The sequence below is a fragment of the Arthrobacter sp. 7Tela_A1 genome (assembly GCF_049311065.1).
In the GTDB taxonomy this organism is placed as follows: domain Bacteria; phylum Actinomycetota; class Actinomycetes; order Actinomycetales; family Micrococcaceae; genus Arthrobacter_B.
Genome location: NZ_JAXIOO010000013.1, coordinates 32,413 through 50,200 on the forward strand (window position 1 = coordinate 32,413; position 17,788 = coordinate 50,200).

Sequence of the window (17,788 nt, forward strand, 5' to 3'; positions counted from 1 at the left end):
CGGGACGCAGACTGTGGATCTGCCCAGAGAGTCCGTTGCGGCCCGGAAATCCCGGACCGTGCGAGAGAGCGCTCTCTGACGTTGCTCAGAGCCTAGGTGTGACGCGCCTCACTGTCAAGAGAGCGCTCTCTGAAGAATTCCACTTGGGCGATCAGGACGCCCCGCGGCCTAGCGCCGGTTAGTCACCGTGACCGTGAATCGTGGGTTGCGGCCAACCTGCGCGGTGGGCCCCACCAGCCGGTTTAGCGCGGGCCGGTAGGCAAGGTGTGAGTTCCACACGGTCCACAGCTCCCCACCGGGACGGAGCACCCGGGCTGCGTCGGCAAACAGCTTCAGCGCGATTCCGGTGTGCACACTTGCTCCGATATGGAAGGGCGGATTCAGGACCACCAGGTCCTGGGACCTGTCGTCCAGCCAGGACAGCGCGTCCGCCCGCTGGACGGTGGCACGATCCCCGAGGCCGTTGGCCGCCATCGTGAGGATGGTGGAAGCGACGGCAGCTTCGGACTGGTCCGACGCCAGCACGCGCACTCCCCGCCTGGACAGTGCCAGATAGGCGGCGATCGCTCCATTGCCGCACCCGAGATCCACTGCCTCGTCCACCGTCCGTGCCTGGGACAGGAAAGGGAGCAGGAACCGGGTGCCGGGGTCCAGCGACGCACCACCAAAGGCGGCGCCGCGGGCCCGCAGCTGAAGCGGCTGCGGAAGGCCGACGTCGTACGCCGCCTTGAGCGGGAAGCGGGACGGCGGGAATTCGTCAGCCGGGCGCTTCCCGCCGGCCACAAGGACCCGTGACTTCTGCCGGGCCAGGCTGGCCGTCACCGTCTCGAAGTACCTGCCCAGGACCTCGTTCATGGCTGTGGTCATGTGTTTCAGCCGACCGGCGGCATACACGCGGACATCGGGAGCCGCGTGGGCGGCGATCAACCGGGCAATTTCCTCGAGTGCGTCCAGGGAACGGGGGAGGCGCAGCAGCACAATCCGTGCATCGGCAACGAGGTCCTCCTCCAGCCTGCAGTGCGTGTAGGCGCCGGCCAGGTCCAGTGCCCGGGCGTTGCGGTCCAAAGCCAGTTCGCCGGAGAGCGGATCCTGCTGAACCCGGATCTGACGAGAACCGTGAAGGGCGGCAGCGCCAAGGGTCAGGGCGCCGTAGGAATCGCCGACGACCGAGATCGTTCCCGGTGCAGCGCCCGCAAGCTCTCCGGCCGCGGTGTCCAGCAGCAGTAGGTCAGCAGAGTCCCAGGCCTGGAGGTTCTCGGCCTCGACGTCGGGGGCCCGCCCCAGGGACTCGAAGGCAAAGGAAGAAGCAGTGCTCACAGGTCAATCCATTCAGTGGCTAGCGGTTCGGCGGTGACGTCGCCGGCACTGAGCGCGGCGAGCCGGTCCTGGAACAGGGCGCCGGAACCGGCAGTGTCGGGCAGGGCTACCGTGATCACTGCGCCGCCGGCGCCGTACTCGGTCCCGCGGACGGTGTACCCGGCATTCCGCAGGTCATTCTCCAGGCGTCCGGCACCGGCATGGGAAGCCGGGACCGCGTAAAGCTGCATGCGGGCGCGCCGGAGGAGGGGAGCAGTAGACAAAGCCGACGAGACAGACTCTGAGTAGGCACGGACCAGGCCGCCGGCGCCCAGGAGGATCCCGCCGAAATAGCGCACCGTCACCGCCGTGATATCGCTCAGGTCTGCCGCGCCGTCAAAAGTCTCCCGTTTGGTCAGGGCCTCGAGCATGGGCAGGCCGGCGGTTCCCGAGGGTTCACCGTCATCATTGGACCGCTGGACCTCCCGGCCGGGACCCAGGACAAAGGCACTGCAGTGGTGCCGGGCATCGTGGAACTCCCGGCGCAGCTGCGCCACCAGCGCGCGGGCCGCATCTTCGGTTTCGGTGCGCCGCAGGACCGTGATGAAACGGGAACGCTTGATCTCAAGCTCGGTGCGGTGCTCTCCGGCGACGGTTGTATACCGCCCCTCAGCCGCACCGGAATCACTCACCGACCCAGTCTAGTTTGCGACGCCGCCAAAGGGCGCCGGGGTAGGGTGGTGGCCATGCTGAAAGTTGGTCTCACCGGCGGAATTGCCGCCGGCAAATCCCTGGTCGCCCGGACACTTGTGGACTGCGGCGCGGTGCTGGTCGACGCCGATGCCCTGGCCCGCGAAGCGGTGGCCCCGGGCACCGAAGGCCTTGCCGCCGTCGTGCGGGAGTTTGGTCCGGAGATCCTTGCCGCCGATGGCAGCCTTGACCGGCCGGCCCTGGCCGCCCTCGTCTTTGGCGACGATAAAAAGCGGGAAGCGCTGAACGCCATCGTCCATCCGCTGGTACGGGCCCGTGCCGCGGAGCTGGCTGCCCAGGTACCGCGGGACGGCATCCTGGTCCAGGACATCCCGCTGCTGGTGGAGACCGGGCAGGCCGGGGCGTTCGATTTTGTCCTGGTGGTCGAAGCGCCCGAGGCAGTCCGGCTTGAGCGGATGGTCCGCGACCGCGGGATGGATCCCGCCGATGCGCAGGCACGGATCAACGCGCAGGCCAGCGCGGACCAGCGGGCAGCTGCCGCCGACGTCGTCCTCCAGAACACGGGAAGCCCGGAAGAGCTGGTCGGGGCGGTCCGGGAGCTGTGGCAGAACCGCCTTCTCCCGCTGAACCGGGAACGCCTGCGGTCGCTGCCGCAGGAGTAGTTCCGGGCAGATGGGCCGTTATGCCGTCAGCAATACGGACAGCACCTGACCGCGTCCCGGAGTAGCGTTGAACCATGAGTCTTGCGCAGGACATCAAACGTGTTGTTGCCCCCTTTGAAGTAATCAGTGACTACTCGCCCGCCGGTGACCAGCCGACTGCCATCAAAGAACTGGCAGAACGCATCCAGGCCGGTGAAAAGGACGTCGTCCTGATGGGCGCCACCGGCACGGGCAAGAGTGCAACTGCCGCCTGGCTGGTGGAGCAGGTGCAGCGGCCCACCTTGGTGCTGGTGCAGAACAAGACCCTCGCGGCCCAGCTGGCGAACGAGTTCAGGGAACTGCTGCCCAACAACGCCGTCGAGTACTTCGTGTCTTACTACGACTACTACCAGCCCGAAGCCTACGTTCCCCAGACGGACACCTTCATCGAGAAGGACTCCTCCATCAACGAGGAAGTCGAGCGCCTGCGCCACTCGGCCACCAATGCCCTGCTCACCCGGCGTGACGTCATTGTTGTGGCGACGGTCTCCTGCATCTATGGCCTCGGGACGCCGGAAGAGTACATCAAGGGCATGGTGACGCTGCGCCGCGGCATGCAGATGAACCGTGATGACCTGCTTCGCCGGTTCGTCTCCATGCAGTACGTGCGCAATGACATGGATTTCCACCGCGGCACGTTCCGGGTGCGCGGCGATACCGTGGAAATCATCCCGATGTATGAAGAACAGGCGCTGCGCATCGAGTTCTTCGGGGATGAGATCGAGAGCATCCAGACACTGCATCCCCTGACCGGTGACCTGATCCAGGACGAGGAAGAGATGTACGTCTTCCCCGCCTCGCACTACGTAGCCGGACCTGAACGGATGAACCGCGCCATCACCGGGATCGAAAACGAGCTCCGCGAACGACTCACCGAACTGGAAAGCCAGAACAAGCTCCTGGAAGCCCAGCGGCTGCGCATGCGCACCACGTATGACCTGGAAATGATGCAGCAGATGGGTTTCTGCAACGGCATCGAGAACTATTCACGCTGGATTGACGGGCGCGGGCCGGGAACGGCACCGCACTGCCTGCTGGACTACTTCCCGGACGACTTCCTGCTGGTCGTGGATGAGTCCCATGTGACGATCCCGCAGATCGGCGCCATGTATGAAGGTGACATGTCCCGCAAACGGACGCTGGTGGAGCACGGCTTCCGGCTTCCTTCGGCCATGGACAACCGGCCGCTGAAATGGGACGAGTTCCTTGAGCGCATCGGCCAGACGGTCTACATGTCCGCCACTCCCGGCAAGTACGAGCTGGGGAAGTCCGACGGCGTCGTGGAGCAGATCATCCGGCCCACCGGGCTGGTTGACCCCGAGGTGGTGGTCAAGCCCAGCAAGGGCCAGATCGACGACCTCCTGGCGGAGATCCGCACCCGCACCGAAAAGGACGAACGCGTGCTGGTCACCACCCTGACCAAGCGGATGGCAGAGGACCTCACCGGGTACCTGCTGGAAAACGGGGTGAAGGTTGAGTACCTGCACTCCGACGTCGACACCCTGCGCCGGGTGGAACTGCTGCGCGAACTGCGGCTGGGCACCTTCGACGTCCTGGTGGGCATCAACCTGCTCCGTGAAGGCCTGGACCTGCCCGAAGTTTCACTCGTCTCGATCCTCGACGCGGACAAGGAAGGGTTCCTCCGCAGTTCCACCTCCCTGATCCAGACCATTGGGCGTGCCGCTCGAAACGTGTCCGGCCAGGTGCATATGTATGCCGACCGGATCACGGACTCCATGGCCCACGCCATCGATGAAACGAACCGGCGGCGGGCCATCCAGGTGGCCTACAACAAGGAACGCGGCGTGGACCCGCAGCCGCTGCGCAAGAAGATCGCGGACATCACCGATTCCCTGGCCCGGGAAGACGCCGACACCAAGGCCCTGCTGGCGGAAACCGCTAAGTCGGGTAAGTCAGGCAAGGCGGGCAAGGGAGCCAAGGGTATCCGCAAGGATGGCTTGGCCGCGGCGCCCGCGGAGGACCTTGCCGGACTGATCGCGTCGATGACCGAGCAGATGCACGCCGCTGCGGCCGAACTCCAGTTCGAGCTGGCGGCGCGTCTCCGCGACGAGGTGGGCGACCTGAAGAAGGAACTGCGCCAGATGCAGAACGCCGGGCACGCCTAGGAGCAGCGTGCGGTAGACTGCTTGGCGGCGGTGTGGCAGTTCCGTAGCAGTCGCGGGAACCCCCGCCTTTTCCGTGCTCTGAAAGGTCTGTTCCCCATGCCCGCATTACCTGTCGTCTTTGAGGTCGGCACGTTCATCATCCTGGGACTGGTCCTGCTTTTCGACCTGCTCCTGGTCGTCAAGCGGCCCCACGAGCCCTCCATGAAGGAAGCAGGCCTCTGGGTCGGCTTCTATGTCGGGCTGGCACTCATGTTCGCCGTGATGATGTTCATTTTCACCGGCCCGGAATACGGCAGCCAGTTTGTTGCCGGGTGGGTCACGGAGTACAGCCTCAGTATCGACAACCTTTTCGTGTTCATCATCATCATGGCCCGCTTCTCGGTACCCCGTAAGTACCAGCAGGAAGTGCTGATCTTCGGCATTATCATCGCCCTGATCCTGCGCGGCATCTTCATCCTCATCGGCGCGGCCGTAATCGAGAACTTCTCCTGGGTCTTCTTCCTCTTTGGCGCGTTCCTGCTGTGGACGGCCTGGAAGCAGGCGACGGACAACGGTGAAGACGAAGAGGGCGGCAGCGACAACAAGCTGGTCCGCAAGCTCACCGGCTTCCTGCCGATGACCGAGAACTTCGACGGCGGCAAGATCCGCACGGTGGTGGACGGCAAGAAGGTCTTCACCCCGATGATCATTGTCTTCATCACCATCGGTGTCACCGACCTGATGTTCGCCGTCGACTCCATTCCGGCGATCTTCGGCCTTACCCAGAGCGCGTTCATCGTCTTCACTGCCAACATCTTCGCCCTGATGGGCCTGCGCCAGCTGTACTTCCTGCTGGGCGGGCTGATGGACCGGCTCATCTACCTCAAGCACGGTCTCTCGGTGATCCTGGCGTTCATCGGCGTCAAGCTGATCCTGCACGCACTGCACGTCAACGAACTGCCCTTCATCAACGGCGGAGAGTCCGTGGCCTGGGCCCCTGAGATCCCCACCTTCGTTTCGCTGGCCGTCATCCTCGGCACCATCGTGGTGGCCACGGTTGCCAGCCTGCTGAGCCCCAAGGCCAAGGCCGTGCACGCGGTTGCCTCACTCGAAGCTGCCCTGAGCGTTTACCGCAGCCTGGGCGAGGACGCTCCGCACCAGGAACGGACCCAGGCCTACGACGACGTCACCAAGACCTACCGGGCCGCGGAAAAGGCAGCGGAAACACGGTCCGACGTCGTACTTCCCGAGATCACGGATGAGGCCCGGGCACGGTTCCTCGCTTCGGACCCGCGCGATCCCCGCGATCCCGGCAGCCAGAAGTAGCCGGCAGGCACTAACAAGCAGCAGCACGACGGCGGTTCCCGGGCAGGAAGGGGGCCGCCGCCGGCGTATTCAGGGCCCGGGTATCCGCACCGGCGGGTCCGGAGTTTGCGCCTGCCGGTGCCTGCCGGGAAGGCTGGTGCTAGCCTTCCCCTACAGCTACCGTCCCTCTCCGGAGGGGAAACCCACGGCCCTGCGGGGTCACTTCGTTTTCGGTTTGACGCTCCTAAGGAGCAGCCATGAACTTCTTCGAGGTACTGTGGTCCATCGTTGCCGTTTTCTTTGTTTTCGCCTACCTGATGCTGCTGTTCCAGATCTTCGTGGACCTCTTCCGCGATGACTCCACGAACGGCTGGGTGAAGGCAGTCTGGATCTTCTTCCTCCTCTTCGTCCCCTACATCACGGCCCTGGTCTACGTCATTGCGCGCGGCCGCGGCATGGCATCACGGAGTGCCCGCAGGGCCAGCGAATCCCAGGAGCAGGCAGACGCCTATATTCGACGCGCTGCCGGCAGCCAGAGTGCGGCGGAGCAGATCTCGTCCGCGAAATCCCTGCTGGATGAAGGCCTGATCACCAACGACGAGTTCGGCAGGCTGAAGGCCAAAGCCCTCGCCTGACCGTCAGCCGGCTGTTCCTAGCCGGCAGCCGCAGGACCATGACCGGACGCCGCCGCCAGCGGCGCCCGGGAACGCCTGCCCAGCACCTCGAGCACCACGATTACGCCTACCATCACCAGCGCAATGCCGATGGTGGTCCCGGCGGTCAGGCCGGGAAGGAAAAGCACCAGCACGGTGATTCCTGCGGCCACGGCCTGGCATACCCGCTGATGCCGCAGGGCCCACGGTTCCCACCGCTTGGTATGTCCGGCGGCCCAGAGCACCAGCACCGCCAGGACGGACAGGACCACCACTGTCCGGAGGGCTGCTGCCAGCGGATCCAGGAACGCCCCCGTGAGGACCGCCGCGGCATCCGGTGAGAGGGCACTGCCGGTGACCGAATCGATTCCTGCCTGCTGGAGGACCCGCAGCACCAGTACCGCTGCCAGCCCGGCCGCGGCACCGGACACGGCGATGACGAGTCCAGAGCGAAGCCGCCGGCCCTTCGGGGCCGTCAGCACTGCGGCGGCGGCGGCCGCCGCAGTCAGCCACGGGAGGACCGCGGTGACCGTACCCAGAGTGTTCAGCGCTGACAGCGACGACGCGAGCCCCGGAGCGTTGAAGACGGTGTAATCCTGGCCTGCATCATCCGGAATGGCTGAAGCCGCGGACACCCCCTGGGCAAGGAGCCGGGACTTCACTTCACCGATCATCGCTGTGGTGGATACGGTGATGTCTCCGTTTGGTGCAATGGCGGCGATGCCGCCGGGATCGTCCTGCACGGCCCGGACCAGGACTTCATGGGCCTTGCGGTTCGCGTCCGTCCAGAGGGTGGCGAAGGCCGGGCTGGCGACCGCCTTCGCGACGGTGTTGTCGATGAGCGCGTTGGTCCGGTCTGCGACCATGGGTGCGATGGCAGCTGAGAGTGCCTGCGCTGCCCGTGAGTCGTCAATTCCGGAGAGCGCATCGTTGACGGAGGTGCTCACATCCAGCCGGCTGGTGATCTGCTCACTGATCTGCCCGGAGAGGTCGGACTGCACCGCCGGGTCGTGGATCACCGGCCCCACCGTGGCCACGTACCGGTCGGTGTTGGCGACCAGGCTGCCTGCATAACCGGCCGTCACCGACGCGATGAGCAGCAGCGCGGCCAGCACGCCCAGCACCGCTGAGGTGATCCGGCGCCACGCCGGGGCCTTCGGAGGGGCTGCACCGGGCCGGGGCCGGGATGACATGTAGTAACGCTTGCTGGGTGCCATGGCCTGGCCTTCCGCCGGTATCCGCTGCTGCTGCCAGAGTATTCCGCAATCCTGACGCCAGCCACAGGCTGCCGGAACTCGGCCGCCTGAATCCGGAAGGTGCCTGCTCAGGGCCTCTCGCCGCGCACCATGCCCAGCAGCCGCTTGAAAATACCTTCACCGTCGTCGGCAATTCCGTCGTGGTGGAACTCGTCCGTCTCCCACACCTGCAGCCCCTGCACGGCGGCGGCAGTCTCCAGCGACAGGTCCCGGTCCACATAGATGTCGTGGGTGTACACGGCCGCAGCGGCCGGAACAGTGTTGCGGGCCAGCTGCCCGGCGTCGTAGAGGTCCGGCCAGTCGGACTTCGCGGCCAGCAGTTCGGCGGTCCCCTTCAACGGACACAGCGCCGGATCTTCATCGAAGTACCAGGGGTAGACCATTTCGCCCGTGTACAGCGGTTCCGCGGCGTCGGGCAGGAAATCCGGCCGGGACTGCAAAACCCGCCAGGCGGCCCATCCGGTTGCCTGCCGCTGGGCGTAGATCGATTCGTGCATCAGGGCGTACAGCGGGTTGGTGGAACGCTCGGCAAGCTGCCATATGCCGGCCAGGAAGGTGTCAGAAAGCCTGTGTCCGTCCGGGGTGTCGATGAAAGCCTCTTCGAGCAGATGGTGCAGCCCGTCCATACGGGTGTTGCCGCCCAGATAGGAACCTGCCATCTGGAACCGCCGGGGCGTCAGCCGGGTTCCGTCCGGAAGGTACTCGGGCACGGTGTCCAGGTGGCGGGCAATCCGGGTGGTGAGTTCCCGGTCGCCCGGGTACTTGGCGAAGTACTCGGCGTTGCGTGCCGCGACCCTGCTGAAAGTTGCCTGGTAAACCCGGTCTGCGGGCCCGGACAGGGGCGCCAGGCCACCGGTGACCAGCACTTCCTTGAGGCCCGACGGCGCGAAGGAAAGGTAGGTCAGCGCACAGAACCCGCCGTAGGACTGTCCGTAGATGCTCCACGGACCGGAACCCAGCGCGTTCCGGATGAGTTCGGCGTCCGCCACGATGGAATCCGCGCGGAAATGGCTGAGGTATTCCGCCTGCGCTGCCGCGTCCCCGCGCAGGGCAAGACTCTGCCGGTTGGCCGGCGTCGAGAGTCCGGTGCCGCGCTGATCCAGCATGAGGATGCGGAAGCGGCGCGAGGCAGCCTTGGTCCAGCCGCCGAACTGCAGCAGCCGGCTGCCTTTGCCTCCCGGTCCGCCCTGCAGGTACAGCAGCCAGGGAAGGCCGGCGCCGGGGGAGACCCCGGGGTCCGAGTACTCGCGGGCAAAAACAGTGATGTGTTCGCCGTCGGGCTGCTTATGATCCAGCGGAACAGCGAAGCGGTGCTCCACCACCCGCATGCCGCGGACATTCACCGGTTCCGAAGCGGTGTGTGCCACGCTCATGCCGCGCCCGGGGTGCCGAAGTCCTCCAGTGCTCCGCCGGTGAGGCGGTAGGTCGTCCACTCATCCATTGGCTGGGCACCCAGGGACTTGTAGAAGGCAATGGACGGCTCGTTCCAGTTCAGGACGCACCATTCCACCCGGGCGTAGCCGCGCTCGACGGCGAGCTGGGCCAGGCTGCGCAGCAGCGCCTTCCCGTAGCCGCGGCCCCGGGCCTCCGGACGTACGTAGAGGTCCTCCAGCCAGATGCCGTGAACCCCTTCCCAGGTGGAGTAGTTCAGGAACCACAGGGCGAATCCCTGCACGCCTGCCGCGTCCTCCAGCACATGCGCGAACACCGCGGGGTGCTCGGCAAACAGGTGGCCGGCCAGGGCCTGCGGGGTGTTCCGAACCGCATCCGGTTCCTTTTCGTAGACAGCCAGCTCATGGATGAGCTCGAGGATGACGGGAACGTCGTCTTTGCGGGCGGCTCGAATCTGCATGGTTTCCAGCCTAGTCCAGGCGCCCTGCCTGGATGATCCGGATGACGGCCGAGCCGGCTTCGTCAGACGCCGCGAGGTCGACTTCTGCATTGATGCCCCAGTCCAGGTGCCCGGCAGGGTCCTTGAAGATCTGCCGGACTTCCCACTTATCGGCCAGTTCCTTAATGATCAGCAGCGCCGGGCCGCGGGCCTCGGGCCCGTCATCAATGTCCTCATGCTCTTCGAAGTAGTCATCCAGGACCCCGGCCCACCGTTCCGCGTCCCAGCCCGAGCCGCCGTCCAGGGCTCCGAGGGCGGTATCGTCCTCATCTGCGAAGAGCTTGACCCGCTGGAACATCTCATTACGGACCATCACGCGGAACGCCCGCGTGTTGGCCGTGAGCTTGTCCGGTGCCGGCGGCAGGACAGGTTCGCTGCCCGCTGAGGAATCGACCCCGGCTGCCAGCTCCTCCCATTCGTCCAGCAGCGAGGAGTCCGTCTGGCGGACCAGTTCCCCGAGCCATTCGATGATGTCGGAGAGGTCCTCGCGCAGGGCTTCGGGCGGCACGGTCTGCAACAGCGCCTTGTAGCAGTCCGACAGGTAGCGCAGCACCACGCCCTCGGACCGGGCCAGGGAGTAGAAGGCCACGTATTCGCCGAAGCTCATGGCACGTTCGTACATATCACGGACGATCGACTTGGGCGTGAGCTCAAAGTCACCGAGCCACGGGGCGGAGGAACGGTAAACCTCGAAGGACTGGAAGAGCAGCTCCGCGAGCGGCTGGGGATAGGTGACCTCCTCCAGCATCGCCATCCGCTGTTCGTACTCGATGCCCTCGGATTTCATCGCCGCCACGGCTTCGCCGCGCGCCTTCTTTTCCTGCGCGGAGAGGATCTGGCGCGGCTTCTCCAGCGTCGCTTCAATGACGGACACGACGTCGAGGGCGTAGGAAGGGCTCTCCGGATCCAGGATCTCCAGGGCAGCCATGGCGAACGGCGAGAGCGGCTGGTTCAGCGCGAAGTTCGGCTGCAGGTGCACCTTCAGCCGGACAGTGCGGCCGTCCGGCTCGGGGGCGGGGAGTTTTTCGACGATCCCGGCGGTCTTCAGTTCCCGGTAGATCCCCAGTGCCTTGCGCATGAGCTTCAGCTGGGAAGCACGGGTCTCGTGGTTGTGGGTGAGCAGGTGCTTCGCGGCCCGGAACGGATCCCCCGGACGTTCCAGGATGTTCAGCAGCATGGCGTGGGTGACGTCGAAGCTGGAGGTCAGCGGCTCGGGAGTGCCCTCCACCAGCTTCTTGTACGTAGGTTCACCCCAGGAGACAAACCCTGCCTGCGGCTTCTTCTTTGCCACCTGGCGCAGCTTCTTCTGGTCATCGCCGAATTTCGCCTTGGCCTTGGCCATCGCCTTGGCGTTCTCAATCACGTGCTCGGGGGCCTGCACCACGACGGTCCCGGCCGTGTCGTAACCGGCCCGGCCGGCACGCCCGGCGATCTGGTGGAATTCGCGGACCTTCAGCGGCCGGGTGCGTACGCCGTCGTACTTGCTGAGCGCCGTGATGAGCACGGTGCGGATCGGCACGTTGATGCCGACGCCGAGGGTGTCGGTTCCGCAGATGACTTTCAGCAGACCGGCCTGGGCCAGCTGCTCCACCAGGCGCCGGTACTTGGGAAGCATGCCAGCGTGGTGCACGCCGATCCCGTGCCGGACCAGCCGGTTGAGGGTCTTGCCGAAGCCCGGAGCAAAACGGAAACCGGCGATCAGCTCGGCAATCCGGTCCTTTTCCTCCCGGGTGCAGACGTTGATGCTCATCAGGGCCTGGGCACGGTCGATCGCTTCGATCTGGCTGAAGTGGACCACATAGACCGGAACCTGCTTGGTGGCGAGCAGTTCTTCCAGGGATTCCTGGACGGGCGTCTCGACGTAGTAGTAGTGCAGCGGGATGGGCCGCTCCACTGACGTCACGGTGACGGTATCCCGGTTGGTGAGCTCGGAAAGATCCGCGGCGATCCGGGTCATGTCGCCGAGGGTGGCGGACATCAGCAGGAACTGCGTCTGCGGCAGCTCAAGCAGGGGAACCTGCCAGGCCCAGCCCCGCTGCGGATCGGAGTAGAAGTGGAACTCGTCCATGATGACGGTCCCGACGTCGGCGTCTGGCCCTTCCCGCAGGGCGATGTTCGCGAGGATCTCGGCTGTGCAGCAGATGATGGGGGCGTCCTTGTTCACCGAGGAATCCCCGGTCACCATCCCGACGTTCTCCGCACCGAAAATGTCACAGAGGGCAAAGAACTTCTCCGACACCAGTGCCTTGATAGGAGCGGTGTAGTAGCTGCGTTCATCGAGTGCCATGGCGTAGAAGTGCGCCGCAATGGCAACCATGGACTTTCCGGACCCCGTAGGTGTGGCGAGGATGACGTTGTGGCCGGACACCAGTTCCATCACGGCCTCGTCCTGGGCCTGGTACAGGGACATTCCGCGGCTTTCCACCCATTCCAGGAAGGCCATGTAGAGGGCGTCCGGGTCAACGGTGGTGGTGTTGGATGCTGCGGCGGGCAGCTGCTCAAGTAGTTTCATTGCAGTACCAGCCTAGCCGGGCGGGGGAAATGCCCGTTCGCGGCAGTACGGACTGTTAGGCTCGCGGCCATGAAATGGGATCCCGCACAGTATTCGCGCTTCTCCGGCCTCCGGGACAGGCCTTTCCATGACCTGCTGGGCAGGGTCGGGGCAGATGCTCCGGCATGGGTCACTGATCTCGGCTGCGGGAGCGGGGAACTGACCGCAGTCCTGGCCGCGCGCTGGCCGGACGCAGCAGTGCAGGGGATCGATTCGTCTGCGGACATGATCGGCTCGGCACGGGCCATGGAGGGCGCGCCGGCCAACCTGGATTTCTCCGTTGGAAGCATCCAGGACTGGGAACCGCCGAAGGGGCAGGGCCCCGGCGTGCTCCTGTCCAATGCGGCACTGCAATGGGTTCCCGGACACCAGGACCTCCTCCGGCGGTGGGCGAAGCAGCTAGATGCCGGGTCGTGGATTGCTGTCCAGGTGCCGGGCAACTTCGGAGCGCTTTCCCATGTGCTCATGCGCGAACTGGCCCAGGCTCCCCGGTGGTCCTCCGTGCTCGCAGGTGTCCTCCGGGGAGAAGACTCGGTGTCTGAGCCGGATGAGTACCTGGAACTGCTGACAGAGGCCGGGTACGACGCTGATGTGTGGGAAACCAGCTACCAGCAGGTTCTGCCCGGAAACGACCCTGTCCTTGACTGGGTGCGCGGCACAGCACTTCGTCCGGTCATGAGTGCCCTTCCGGGCGGGGATTACCGGGCTTTCGAAGCCGAGTACGGCCAGCTCCTGCGGACTGCCTACCCGCCCAAGAGCTGGGGAACCGTCTTTCCGTTCCGGCGCATCTTCCTGGCCGCCCGGAAGCGCGCCTGACCGGGCAGGGCAGCTGCTACCAGCCGCGCTCTTTCCATTCCGCCAGGTGCGGCCGCTCTGCTCCCAGGGTGGTCCCGGCGCCGTGGCCCGGGTGCACGATCGTGTCATCCGGCAGGTATTCGAAGATACGTTCGATTACGTCGTTGATCAGCGACGAGAACCGCTCCGGATCCTTCTGCGTATTGCCGACGCCTCCGGGGAAGAGGGAATCACCGGTGAACACATGGGCGGGGCCGGCCGGGTCCCGGTAGAGCAGGGCAACGGATCCGGGGGTATGGCCGCGCAGGCTGATGACTTCCAGGTCGAACCCGCCGAAGTCCAGCACATCGCCGTGGTGGAGGGGAAGGTCCGTCGGGACCGGAATGTCGGCGATGTCTTCGGAACCCGCAGCGGTGCGCGCACCGGTGGCCTCGGCCGCCTCGGCGAGCGCCCGCACATGGTCCCAGTGGCTGTGCGTCGTGATGATCATCCGCACGGAGGCCTGGGAGGCTCCGCCGTCCAGGTCAGCTGCACCGGCGTCGAGCACCTCCCGGATGCGCCCGAAATCATCCGCCGCATCGATGAGCACCTGGTCTCCTGAATTCTTCGCCGTCAGCACATAGACGTTGTTGTCCATGGAACCCACGGAGGCACTTCGAATAGAAACATTTTGGGTATCCAGCATGCGCCTTAGTCTAGAGGCCGCGGAGAGCCGCGCACGGAGACGCGCCAATCCCTTGTACCTCTCCGGTGCCGGGCGTACGTTCTTATGGTGCCGGCGTACTGCCGGGCTATCCCGGGAGGACAGGGTGCTTGTAAGGCTCGTTCGAGAAAACCTGGCACCCTACAAGGGCGCCGTCGCAATCGTTGTCATCCTGCAGTTCCTGCAGACCGCTGCCACGCTTTTCCTGCCCACGCTGAACGCGGACATCATTGACCAGGGTGTCGTGAAGGGGGATACCGGGACCATACTGTCCATCGGTGCGTGGATGCTTGCGGTCACTGCAGGGCAGGTCGTGTGTTCCGTCGCGGCCACCTATTACTCCGCCCGGACCGCCATGCGGGTGGGACGGAACGTGCGCGGCGCGCTCTTCACCAACGTGGAGACATTCTCCGCCCGGGAGGTGGGGATGTTCGGTGCGCCGTCGCTCATTACCCGCACCACCAACGATGTCCAGCAGGTCCAGATGTCCCTGCTGATGACCATGACCATGATGGTCTCCGCCCCGATCATGGGGGTGGGCGGTGTCCTGCTGGCCTTGAACCAGGACATTCCGCTCTCCGGGATCCTGCTGCTGATCCTGCCGGTCTTGTTCACGGTCATCATCCTGGTGCTGCGGCGCCTGGTCCCGCTGTTCCGGAGGGCGCAGCGGCAGATCGACCGGGTCAACGGGGTCCTGCGCGAGCAGATCATGGGCATCGCCGTCATCCGTGCCTTCGTCCGGGAACGGACAGAGCAGCAGCGCTTCGACGGCGCCAACGGCGATCTCACGGGCACCCAGCTGCGGGTCTCGCAGTATCTGGCGCTGCTGTTCCCGGCAACGATGCTGGTGGCCAACCTGGCAACCGTTGCGGTGGTGTGGTTCGGAGCCTTCCGGATCGACGCGGGGCAGATGCAGATTGGCGCCCTGACCGCCTTCATTGCCTACATCATGCAGATCCTGATGGCGGTTCTGATGTCCATGTTCATGATCATGATGCTTCCCCGCGCGGCGGTCTGCGCAGAGCGCATTTATGAGGTACTCGACACGCGGACCAGCGTGCAGGACGCGCCCGGTGCCGGGGAGTTGGAGTACGACGGCGGCCGGCTGGTGTTCTCGGACGTGGGCTACACGTATCCCGGTGCCGAGGACCCGGTACTGCACGGGATCAGTTTCGAAGCGCTTCCGGGCCAGACGACGGCGATTATCGGTTCCACGGGGTCAGGGAAGTCCACATTGCTCAACCTGGTGCCGCGGCTGCTGGACCCGACTGCGGGACACATCACCGTAGACGGACAGGACACCGCCGCGGTAACGCTGCAGTCCCTCCGCAGCGGGATCGGCCTGGTCCCGCAGCGGGCACACCTGTTCTCCGGGACCATTGCCACCAACCTCCGGTTCGGTAAGCCGGACGCCAGCGACGACGAACTCTGGGAGGCACTGGAGATTGCCCAGGCGGCGGATTTCGTGCGCGCGGCCGAGGGCGGACTGGATCACGGGGTGGAGCAGGGCGGCGGGAACTTCTCCGGCGGGCAGCGGCAGCGGCTGGCCATCGCCAGGGCATTGGTGGTCCAGCCGGATATCTACCTCTTCGACGACAGCTTCTCGGCCCTGGACTTCGCCACTGATGCGAGGCTCCGCGCGGCCCTGAAGGAGAGGACAGCGCACGCGACGGTGGTGGTCGTTGCCCAGCGGGTCAACACGATCACGGACGCCGCGCGGATCGTGGTTCTTGAGGAAGGGCGCATCTCCGGGATCGGCAGCCACGCCGAGCTGATGGAGTCCAGTCCCACCTACCGCGAGATCGTCTCCTCCCAGCTCACGCCGGAGGAGGCCCGATGAGCATGCACGGGCGTGCACCGGCAGCCAAACCGGTCAACTTCGCGTCCTCCACGGCCCGGCTGCTCCGCCTGCTCTCCCCGGACACGTGGCGGGTGGCGGCAGTCCTGGTGTTCGGCGTCGTCTCCGTGGCGCTCGCAGTCACGGCACCAAAGATCCTCGGTGACGCCACCAATGTCATCTTCGACGGGGTTATCGGGGCCACGCTGGCTCCGGGGATCCCAAAGGCGGACCAGGTGCAGGCCCTGCGCTCGTCAGGTGAGGACCAGCTCGCCGACATGCTCGCTGCCATGGACGCCGTACCGGGCCAGGGAATCGACTTCGATGCCCTGGCCGCCCTCCTGGCCGGAGTGCTCGCCATCTACCTCGCCTCCTTTTTCTTCGGCTGGGCACAGGCACGCGTCACGGCACGGGTTGTGCAGAACGCCATGTACCGCCTGCGCAGGGATGTAGATGCGAAACTGTTCCGCCTGCCCATGTCCCATTTCCAGCGCCAGTCCCGCGGCGACGTGCTGAGCCGGGTCACCAATGACATCGACAACCTGGCGCAGACGCTGTCCCAGAGCATTACCCAGGTCATCACCTCAGTGCTCACGATCATTGGTGTGCTGGGCATGATGCTCTGGATCTCGCCGCTGCTGGCCCTGATCGCGCTGGTTACCGTCCCCGTGTCAGCGCTGGTGACCATCCTGATCGCCAGGCGCTCGCAGGTGCAGTTCAAAGCGCAGTGGAAGACCACGGGCGAGGTGAACGGCTATATCGAGGAGATGTTCACCGGGCAGGACGTGGTGAAGGCGTTTGGCCAGCAGGAGCGCGTCGTCGAAGGGTTCCAGCCCGCCAACGAGTCGCTCTATTCATCCTCCTTCCGGGCACAGTTCGTTTCCGGAATCATCATGCCGACCATGACGTTCATTTCGAACCTCAACTACGTGGCTGTCGCCGTCGTTGGCGGCATCCAGGTCGCCGGCGGGGCCTTGTCCATCGGGGGAGTGCAGGCATTCGTCCAGTACAGCCGGCAGTTCAGCCAGCCGCTGGGACAGCTTGGCGGACTGATCAACATGCTCCAGTCCGGCATCGCCTCGGCGGAGCGTGTCTTCGCACTGCTCGATGCGCCCGAGATGGGACCCGACCCGAAGGACCCGGTCCGGCCGGGCCGGGTCCGGGGAGACGTCGCTTTCCGCCACGTGTCCTTCTCCTACAGCCCGGACGCCCCCCTGATCCAGGATCTTTCCTTCGAAGCCAAGCCGGGACAAACCGTCGCGATCGTCGGACCCACCGGGGCGGGAAAGACCACCCTGGTGAACCTGCTGATGCGCTTCTACGACGTTGACGCAGGTGAGATCACCATTGACGGCATCAACACCATGGACATGACGCGGGACGACGTGCGCCGCTGCATCGGGATGGTGCTGCAGGATGCGTGGCTTTTCGAAGGAACGATCCGGGAGAACCTGGCCTACGGAGCGCCGGATGCCACCCAGGATCAGATTGTTGCCGCCGCCCGCGCAACGCACGTGGACCACTTCGTCCGTTCGCTGCCCGATGGATATGACACTGTCCTGGGCGCTGACGGGGGATCGCTCAGCCAGGGCCAGCGGCAGCTCATGACGATCGCCCGCGCCTGGCTGGCCAACCCGGCCATCCTGGTGCTGGACGAGGCCACCAGTTCGGTGGACACCCGGACCGAAGTAGCTATCCGGCTCGCCCTCGGAGCCCTGCGGGAGGCGCGGACCAGTTTCGTGATCGCCCACCGTCTCTCCACCATTCGGGACGCGGACGTCATCCTGGCAGTGCGGGAGGGCAGGATCGTGGAGCAGGGCACACACGAGGCCCTGCTGGACGCCGGCGGCTTCTATTCCGAGCTCTACCGCTCCCAGTTCAGTGAACCTGCCACCGCCGCGGAACTGCCCGAATAGTCCCGCCGCCGCAGCACGAGCCGCCCGTCGGCAGGCCGGTCGTGGCAAGATGGATCAGGACCCGCACG

At 65.5% G+C, this 17,788-nt stretch carries 13 protein-coding genes and 1 pseudogene; 7 read left to right on the forward strand and 7 right to left on the reverse strand.

The annotated features are described in order from the left end of the window. Positions 1 to 168: 168 nt before the first annotated feature. Positions 169 to 1,317, reverse strand: a complete 1,149-nt coding sequence (locus TVB01_RS07605; RefSeq protein WP_422455303.1) for a class I SAM-dependent methyltransferase — start codon at positions 1,315 to 1,317, stop codon at positions 169 to 171. Next, positions 1,314 to 1,988, reverse strand: a complete 675-nt coding sequence (locus TVB01_RS07610) for an IMPACT family protein (protein ID WP_422455304.1) — start codon at positions 1,986 to 1,988, stop codon at positions 1,314 to 1,316. Before TVB01_RS07610 ends, TVB01_RS07605 begins: the two co-directional genes overlap by 4 nt. A gap of 54 nt (positions 1,989 to 2,042) precedes the next feature. On the opposite strand from TVB01_RS07610, the gene coaE reads away from it, so the two are divergent. From coaE to TVB01_RS07630, 4 genes and pseudogenes are all read left to right on the forward strand, one after another. Next, positions 2,043 to 2,669: a dephospho-CoA kinase gene (coaE, locus tag TVB01_RS07615; RefSeq protein ID WP_422455305.1), complete on the forward strand. Its 627-nt coding sequence runs from the start codon at positions 2,043 to 2,045 to the stop codon at positions 2,667 to 2,669. Between the two features lie 74 nt (positions 2,670 to 2,743). Next, the gene (uvrB, locus tag TVB01_RS07620; RefSeq protein WP_422455306.1) at positions 2,744 to 4,834 is read left to right on the forward strand and encodes an excinuclease ABC subunit UvrB; all 2,091 of its coding nucleotides are present in this window, start codon (positions 2,744 to 2,746) and stop codon (positions 4,832 to 4,834) included. 96 nt (positions 4,835 to 4,930) lie between these two features. Further along, positions 4,931 to 5,926 (forward strand): annotated as a pseudogene (locus tag TVB01_RS07625) (TerC family protein); the annotation flags it as partial. Positions 5,927 to 6,375: 449 nt separating this feature from the next. After that, positions 6,376 to 6,753 (forward strand): PLDc N-terminal domain-containing protein, encoded by a 378-nt coding sequence (locus TVB01_RS07630; protein WP_422455307.1) that lies wholly within the window; start codon positions 6,376 to 6,378, stop codon positions 6,751 to 6,753. Between the two features lie 17 nt (positions 6,754 to 6,770). Here TVB01_RS07630 and TVB01_RS07635 read toward each other — a convergent pair whose 3' ends face one another. From TVB01_RS07635 to TVB01_RS07650, 4 genes are all read right to left on the reverse strand, one after another. Then, entirely contained in the window at positions 6,771 to 7,988 is a 1,218-nt protein-coding gene (locus TVB01_RS07635; protein WP_422455308.1) for a hypothetical protein, read from the reverse strand. Between the two features lie 107 nt (positions 7,989 to 8,095). Beyond that, entirely contained in the window at positions 8,096 to 9,400 is a 1,305-nt protein-coding gene (locus TVB01_RS07640) for an alpha/beta fold hydrolase (RefSeq protein ID WP_422455309.1), read from the reverse strand. Continuing rightward, positions 9,397 to 9,879, reverse strand: a complete 483-nt coding sequence (locus TVB01_RS07645; protein WP_422455310.1) for a GNAT family N-acetyltransferase — start codon at positions 9,877 to 9,879, stop codon at positions 9,397 to 9,399. Before TVB01_RS07645 ends, TVB01_RS07640 begins: the two co-directional genes overlap by 4 nt. A 10-nt stretch (positions 9,880 to 9,889) precedes the next feature. Further along, a complete protein-coding gene (locus TVB01_RS07650; RefSeq protein WP_422455311.1) occupies positions 9,890 to 12,430 on the reverse strand; it encodes a DEAD/DEAH box helicase in 2,541 nt (846 codons plus the stop codon). 69 nt (positions 12,431 to 12,499) lie between these two features. On the opposite strand from TVB01_RS07650, the gene TVB01_RS07655 reads away from it, so the two are divergent. Continuing rightward, positions 12,500 to 13,285, forward strand: coding sequence for a trans-aconitate 2-methyltransferase (locus TVB01_RS07655; RefSeq protein ID WP_422455312.1), 786 nt, complete (start codon positions 12,500 to 12,502; stop codon positions 13,283 to 13,285). 16 nt (positions 13,286 to 13,301) lie between these two features. Here TVB01_RS07655 and TVB01_RS07660 read toward each other — a convergent pair whose 3' ends face one another. Further along, positions 13,302 to 13,949 carry an MBL fold metallo-hydrolase gene (locus TVB01_RS07660; protein WP_422455313.1) on the reverse strand — a complete coding sequence of 216 codons (648 nt, stop codon included), beginning with the start codon at positions 13,947 to 13,949 and terminating at the stop codon, positions 13,302 to 13,304. A 124-nt stretch (positions 13,950 to 14,073) separates the two neighbouring features. Between TVB01_RS07660 and TVB01_RS07665 the strand changes: the two genes are divergently transcribed. Both TVB01_RS07665 and TVB01_RS07670 read left to right on the forward strand, forming a co-directional pair. Further along, on the forward strand, positions 14,074 to 15,807 hold the full coding sequence (locus TVB01_RS07665; RefSeq protein WP_422455314.1) for an ABC transporter ATP-binding protein: 1,734 nt from the start codon (positions 14,074 to 14,076) through the stop codon (positions 15,805 to 15,807). After that, positions 15,804 to 17,720 carry an ABC transporter ATP-binding protein gene (locus TVB01_RS07670; RefSeq protein ID WP_422455315.1) on the forward strand — a complete coding sequence of 639 codons (1,917 nt, stop codon included), beginning with the start codon at positions 15,804 to 15,806 and terminating at the stop codon, positions 17,718 to 17,720. The genes TVB01_RS07665 and TVB01_RS07670 overlap by 4 nt, the downstream gene beginning before the upstream one ends. Positions 17,721 to 17,788 lie beyond the last annotated feature (68 nt).